Raw genomic sequence first — 5,224 nt, 5'->3', positions numbered from 1 at the left:
GCTCAGCTCAGGCTCGGCGCCGTCGATGGGCACCACACCGCGGGCGGCGTTGAAGTCGCCGGCCTGTTCGGTTTGCCGGTAGCGCACATGGGCTCGGTCCACATTGGCGCCGAGCTGCCATTGATGGGGCCCCATGCGTGACGACCAGGCCATCGCCGCACCTTGGCCTTGCTGCCGCGTAGCCGTGCGGTTGAACGAGGCGAGGGCGCCGCTGTCTTCGTCGTCCGCCTGGTCACCGTTGACGCTGTCACGCCGCGTGTGGCGGCTGTAGGCCAGCGCGTCGAGCGCGGCGCCGTTGTCGAGCGTGTAGCGCCAGGTGGCGGTCAGTTGCGCCAGACGTTGGTCGGTTCGGTCTGGGAAGGTGTAGACGGCGGCGCGGTGGAACCAGGCCAGGTCCGGCGTGCGGTTGCCGTCATCGTCCAGGCTGACCCATGGCACGAGGCCATTGCCGACCAGGCGGCTGCGCGCGGCCAGCGCATGCAGGCCGAACTGGCCGGCGTCGGTCTGTACACGCAGCTTGCCGAGCACTGAACCAAGGCGACCGGCAGAGTGGTCGCGCCAACCGGTTTCGTCGAACAGGCCGATGCCAATGAAGTGATCCCAGTCGTCATCGACGCCGCCGTGTGTGAGGCTCAGCCGCCGGCGACCGAAGCTGCCCGCGCTGGCCTCGGCCTGCAAGCCCGGCGCGTGGCGACCATCGAGCGTGGTCAGCGAGATCGCGCCACCGAGCGTGTTCAAGCCGAAGGCTGGGTTGGCGCCGGGCACCAGCGCCACGCTGTCGAGCGCGAACTCGGGGATCAGGTCCCAGTTGACGACGTCGCCGAAGGGCTCGTTGATGCGCACACCGTCGAGGTAGACCGACAGGCCCTGCGGTGCGCCCAGCAGACCCGATGCGCGAAAGCCGCGAAAGCTCAGGTCGCCTTGGTAGGGGCTGCCCTGCACGTCGTTGACCTGCACACCGGCCGCGCGGCGCGCGAGCAGATCGCTGGTGGTCTCGGCTTGCGCCGCGTCGATCGTGCCGCGCCGCAGCACCTGGGTCATGTAGGGCAGAAGGTCTCTGTCCACGCCTTGGCCGGGCAGCGGCGAGGTGGCGACGATCTCGATCTGTTGAATTGCGGGCATGTCGGCTTGGGCCTGTGCGCTGACGGCCCCCAGGCTCGACAGCGCCAAACACGGCAGGGCCGGTGAGCGCCACAGGGAAACAGTCCAACGCGTCATGGGCGGTCTTGTTCGCAACAGCCGTGCCCGTGACACCGCCCACGAAGACGAGGGTTTGCTGTTCCAGTTCAGCCCGATCCGACGTCGGGGCGTACCAGGCTGGGTGTCACAGCTGTCCCGTTGTCTTCATTTGGAACAAGCGCGTGCTTGTTTTCCCTGAGCAAGGTCCCCATGAGGTTGCCCGCACGTCGGTGGCATGTGCTTTGCGAAACAGACAGCAATCGCATCCACCTTCACCAGGAGATTCAGAGATGAGGAGACAAAGCTTTCACACGGCCTGCGCGGCTGCGGCCTTGGTCACCGGCCTGGTGGCTTATGCCGTCGCCCTGGCGCATGGCGACGTGACACCGCAGGCGGTGGACACGCATGAGCTKCCCAGCCTCGGCGAAGGCTGGCGCGAGCAGAACCCGTTTCGCGAGCAGGACGCCAGCCAGGGCGTGGCGGTGCGCATCGGCACCTCGGCCTTCAACCAGAACTGCGCGCGTTGCCATGGGCTGGAGGCCATCTCCGGTGGCATCGCGCCCGATCTGCGCCGGCTCGACAACGACTGCAGCATCTTGAAAGACACGGCCAAGAAGGCGGCGTGCGTGGCCGAGAACGACCAATATTTTCTGACCACCGTGCGGCACGGCCGCTCTCGCAACGGCGCGGTCTACATGCCGCCGTTCGAGGGCACGCTGAACCAGGAGGCCATCTGGGCCATCAAGGCTTATCTGGAGACGCGCCGTGAAAAACCGATGTGAACCGAGTCGACGTGCACTGCTGGCCATGGCCGGCGCTGCGATGTTGCCCAGCGTCGGTCGCGCGCAGGGCGGCAGCCTGGCGCGCATCCGCGAGCGCGGCAGCCTCATGGTCGGCCTGTACCAGGAGATGCCGCCGTTCCATGCGAACGGCCGTGGCATCGACATGGAGCTGGGCCGCGCGCTGGCGCAGGCAATGGGCCTGAAGTTCAGCCCACTGCCGTTCCAGGCCGGCGAGAACATGAGCGACGACCTGCGCAACATGGTGTGGAAAGGGCACTACCTGGGCTGGGGCCCAGCCGACGTGCTGCTGCACGTGCCGGTGGAGCGGGCGCTGATGCAGGCCAACCCGCAGGTGCTGGTGCTGGCGCCTTACTACCGGGAGCGTGTGGTCTTGGCCGTGCAGCGCGAACAGCTCGGCAGAATCGAGAACCTGGCCGAGCTGGAGGGCCACCCCGTGGCCGTGGCGGGGCAGTCGATGGCGGGCTGGTTGTTGGCCGGTGCGCTGACGTCCGGCCTGCGCACGGCGTTTGCCGACGGCGTGGGCGCTGCCCAGGCGCTGCGCGACGGCCAGGCCCACGCGGCGGCGGGCCTGGCGTCTGAGCTGGAAAGCGTGCTGGGTGGAGACAAACGCTTCGAGCTGCAGCCATTGCCATCGCCGCGCGTGCCGCCCGGCGGCTGGGCGGTGGGCTGCGCCATCCGGCAAGACGCCACCGAGCTGGCCGCAGCCTTGCAAGAGGCGATGCAAACGCTGCAAGCCAGCGGACGTTTGCAGGCCCTGTTTGCCGAACAGCGTGTGGGCTGGCATCTTTGAGCACCGCTGCGACCGACGACTCCAATGGACGGGACGACAACGACATGACACGAGACAACCCCCCCTTCGCGCTGCGTGGCCTGCATGCGCTGCTGCTGGCTGCGCTGCCATGGCAGGCGCACGCCCAAGCGGCCGACGCACCTGCTGCGGCCACCTCCAGCGTGGTCGTCGTCGGCACCCGCCTGGCCGAACAACCGTTCGACGTGCCCGCATCGGTCGACCGCATCGGTGGCGATCAGGTTCGCGACAACCGGCTGCAGGTCAACATCTCTGAAAGCCTGGGCCCGGTGCCGGGTCTGCTGGCGCGCGACCGGCAGAACTACGCGCAGGACGTGCAGGTCTCGGTGCGTGGCTTCGGTGCGCGTTCGACCTTCGGCATCCGCGGCGTGCGCATGTACATCGACGGCATCCCCGCCACCTTGCCCGATGGGCAGGGCCAGCTCTCGCATGCCGACCTGGGCTCGGCCCAGCGGATCGAGATCTTGCGCGGGCCTTTCTCGGCGCTGTATGGCAATTCGTCGGGCGGCGTGATCGAGGTGACAACCGCAGAGGGCAGTGGCCCGCCAACGCTGGGCATGGGCCTGGCCGCGGGCAGTGACGACGTGATGCGGGCCAACGTGCAGGCGCTGGGCGAGGCGGGTGCGTTTGGTTATGCAGCGAACCTCAGCCACTTCGAGACCGACGGCTACCGCGAGCACAGCGCTGCGCGGCGCGACCTGGGCAACCTGAAGCTGACCTGGCGGCCATTCGAAGGCGACAAGCTGACGGTGGTGGCCAACAGCGTTTCGTTGCCCGAGGCGCAAGACCCGCTGGGCCTGACGCGCGCCCAGTACGACACCGACCCGCGCAGCGTGGACCCGGTGGCGCTCAGCTTCAACACGCGCAAGCGGGTCGACCAGACCCAGCTGGGCGCGACTTACGAGCATGCGATGGCCGGCAACCAGCGGCTGCAGGCGATGGTGTAYGGCGGCAGCCGCCACACCGAGCAGTTCCAGGCCATCCCCACCGCACCGCAGGGCAGCCCCAACCACCCCGGTGGCGTGATCGACCTGGCCCGCGACTACCAGGGCACTGACTTGCGCTGGACGCTGGACGAGCGACGCGCGGCAATGCCTTATGCGCTGGTCGCCGGCGTGTCGTTCGACGCACTCGACGAACACCGCCGTGGCTACGAGAACTTCATCGGCGACGTGCTTGGCGTGAAGGGCAATCTGCGGCGCGACGAGAACAATCGCAGCACTGCGTTCGACCAGTACCTGCAGGCCACGCTGCGGCCCAGCCCGATGTGGCGGCTGGACGCCGGAGTGCRCCACAGCGAGGTCAAGGTGCGCAGCCGCGACCACTACATCAGCGGCCCGAATGGCGACGACAGCGGCAGCACGGCGTTCAGCGCAACGACGCCAGTGCTGTCGGTGATGTACCTCGCCAGCGACGCGCTGCACCTGTACCTGTCGGCCGGCCGTGGCTTCGAGACGCCGACGCTCAACGAGCTGGCTTATCGCAGCGACGGCTCGGCGGGTGTCAACACCGCGCTGAAGCCGGCCCGCAGCGACAACCTGGAGCTGGGCGCCAAGTGGCGCATCGGCGAGGGCCAGGCCTTGAACCTGGCGCTGTTCGCGGTGCGAACCGACGACGAGATCGTCACGCAGACCAACCTCGGCGGCCGCGCCAGCTTCCAGAACGCCGGCAAGACCCGGCGCGACGGTGTCGAGCTGGGCTGGAGCGCAAGCTTCAGCAACGACTGGAAGGCCAGCGCCGCACTGACCTGGCTGGATGCACGCTACGACGACAGCTTCACCACCTGCGCCGCGCCGCCATGTGCCACGCCGACGCTGGTCATCCCGGCCGGCAACCGCTTGCCAGGTGTGGCGCGCAGCTCGGCCTATGCCGCGCTGCAGTGGGCGCCGGCCGAAGGCTGGAACGCCGGTGCCGAGCTGCGGGCCTTGAGCCGTGTGCCGGTCAACGACCTCAACAGCGACGAGGCGGCGGGTTTCGCGATCGCCAGTGCGAGCGTGGGCTACCGCGTTCGGCGTGGCGCCTGGGGCTTCAGCGGTTTTGTGCGCGCCGACAACCTGTTCGACCGGCGCTACGCCGGTTCGGTGATCGTCAACGAAGGCAACGGCCGCTTCTTCGAGCCGGCGCCGGGACGCACCTGGTTGGCCGGCGTGAACGCCAGCTACAGCTTCTAGAAGGGAGCACCATGAAAACGAACAACGACGCTCGGTACGGCCGGGTGGCGATGCTGCTGCATTGGGGCATCGGCCTGGCTTTGCTGGCGCAGATCGTGTTCGGCTTTGCGCTGGACACGATCGCACCACGCGGCACGCCTGCGCGCGGTGCCGTGATCAACCTGCACAAGTCGATCGGCATTCTGCTGCTGGCACTGGTGCTCGTGCGCCTAGTTTGGCGCCTGGCCCACCGTCCGCCGGCCTTGCCGCGCAACCTGTCGCCC

5 protein-coding genes are annotated in these 5,224 nt (G+C 68.4%); 4 read left to right on the top strand and 1 reads right to left on the bottom strand.

Annotated elements, in window-relative coordinates; all coding sequences use genetic code 11:
- The coding region (locus tag AC1DYI_RS25710; protein WP_477206973.1) for a TonB-dependent receptor at positions 1–1,218 on the bottom strand (1,218 nt) is incomplete at its 3' end.
- Between the two features lie 251 nt (positions 1,219–1,469).
- On the opposite strand from AC1DYI_RS25710, the gene pedF reads away from it, so the two are divergent.
- The 4 genes from pedF to AC1DYI_RS25690 all read left to right on the top strand — a co-directional run.
- Positions 1,470–1,961: a cytochrome c-550 PedF gene (pedF, locus tag AC1DYI_RS25705; protein ID WP_477206972.1), complete on the top strand. Its 492-nt coding sequence runs from the start codon at positions 1,470–1,472 to the stop codon at positions 1,959–1,961.
- Positions 1,945–2,772 (top strand): substrate-binding periplasmic protein, encoded by an 828-nt coding sequence (locus AC1DYI_RS25700; RefSeq protein ID WP_477206971.1) that lies wholly within the window; start codon positions 1,945–1,947, stop codon positions 2,770–2,772. Before pedF ends, AC1DYI_RS25700 begins: the two co-directional genes overlap by 17 nt.
- Before the next feature lie 44 nt (positions 2,773–2,816).
- Positions 2,817–4,961, top strand: coding sequence for a TonB-dependent receptor family protein (locus AC1DYI_RS25695; RefSeq protein ID WP_477206970.1), 2,145 nt, complete (start codon positions 2,817–2,819; stop codon positions 4,959–4,961).
- Positions 4,962–4,972: 11 nt separating this feature from the next.
- A partial coding sequence (locus tag AC1DYI_RS25690; RefSeq protein ID WP_477206969.1) for a cytochrome b occupies positions 4,973–5,224 on the top strand: 252 nt, incomplete at its 3' end.

Source organism: Ideonella sp. P3_A4, from assembly GCF_056403075.1.
Note: the sequence above shows the minus strand (reverse complement) of the source record. Positions and strands in the feature narration are given on the sequence as shown.